Raw genomic sequence first — 1,457 nt, forward strand, 5'->3', positions numbered from 1 at the left:
ACCGGCGTACAGCGCTCCTCCGCCACACCGCCTGCGGCACGCACCGCCACCACGATGCCGGTGGGGCCGCATCCGGGCAATGTGTTCGGCCAGGGCAAGAACATGCCCAGACTCGCCATGGCGCATGAGATTCCCTACGTGGCCACCGCCACTGTGGCGGATCTGCATGATCTGGAATACAAGGTTAAAAAGGCGATGTCGATGCGCGGGGCGCGCTACATCCACATCTTCGTGCCCTGTCCGCTGGGCTGGGGCGCGGCCTCGCACGACACCATCAAGCTGGCGCGGCTTGCCACGGAATGCGGCTTCTTCCCGGTGTTCGAGGCCGAGCGCGGCGAGGTGACCGGCGTCTCGAAAATCCGCCGTCAGGTGCCGATCGACGACTATCTCAGGCCGCAAAAGCGCTTTGCCCACTTGTTTGGCAAACAGCCCGACACCGTCACCATCGCCCGGTTGCAGGCCATCGCTGACCGCAATATTCGTCGTTACGGTCTGTTGGAACAGGAGAGTTGAACATGGACAAACCATTTGCCATCACCCTGGACGTCGGCAGCTCGCTGGCCAACCACACCGGCTCTTGGCGTACCTCGCGCCCGGTCTACGTGAATCGTTTGCCCCCCTGCAACCACCAGTGCCCGGCGGGCGAGAACATCCAGGCCTGGTTGTTTCACGCCGAGTCGGGCGACTACGAAAAGGCCTGGCGCGTGCTGGTGGAGGACAACCCGTTTCCCGCCATCATGGGCCGGGTTTGCTACCACAGCTGCGAAGGCGCCTGCAATCGCGGCAAACTCGATGCGCCGGTCGGCATCAACTCGGTGGAACGCTTTTTGGGCGACCAGGCCATCGCGCTGGGATGGAAATTTGCACCTGCCGCCACTACATCGGGCAAAAACGTGCTGGTGGTCGGTGCCGGCCCCTCGGGTCTTTCCGCGGCTTATCAGTTGGCCTGCCTGGGCCATCAGGTGACGGTGTTTGAGGCCGGCCCGTTGCCGGGCGGCATGATGCGCTTCGGCATTCCCCAATACCGCTTGCCACGCCAGGTGCTGGATGCCGAAGTGCAGCGCATTGTCGATCTGGGCGTGCGCATTCACTACAACGTCAAAGTGTCCAACGTGCTGGAATCCAAGCAGCAGGGCGGGTTTGACGCGGTCTTTCTGGCGGTAGGCGCCCACATTGCCAAGCGCGCCTTCATTCCGGCCGGCGACTCGGCCAGGGTGCTCGACGCGGTCTCGGTGCTGCGTTCCATGGAGGGCGAAGACAAGCCCATGCTGGGCCGCCGGGTGGTGGTTTATGGGGGAGGAAACACCGCGATTGACGTGGCGCGCACCGCCAAACGACTGGGGGCGACCGAGGCCATCATCGTCTACCGTCGCAACCGCGAGAAGATGCCCGCGCACGACTTCGAGGTGGAAGAAGCCCTGCAGGAAGGTGTCCTGATCAAGTGGTTGTCCACCATC

At 63.6% G+C, this 1,457-nt stretch carries 1 protein-coding gene and 1 pseudogene; both read left to right on the forward strand.

Translation table 11 applies throughout. From position 1 onward, the window contains the following. Positions 1–513: pseudogene (locus B3V69_RS01030) on the forward strand (pyruvate ferredoxin oxidoreductase); the annotation flags it as partial. 2 nt (positions 514–515) lie between these two features. Further along, a partial coding sequence (locus B3V69_RS01035) for an FAD-dependent oxidoreductase (protein WP_296442972.1) occupies positions 516–1,457 on the forward strand: 942 nt, incomplete at its 3' end.

The sequence above is a fragment of the Rhodoferax sp. UBA5149 genome (assembly GCF_002413825.1).
Classification (GTDB): Bacteria; Pseudomonadota; Gammaproteobacteria; order Burkholderiales; family Burkholderiaceae_C; genus Rhodoferax.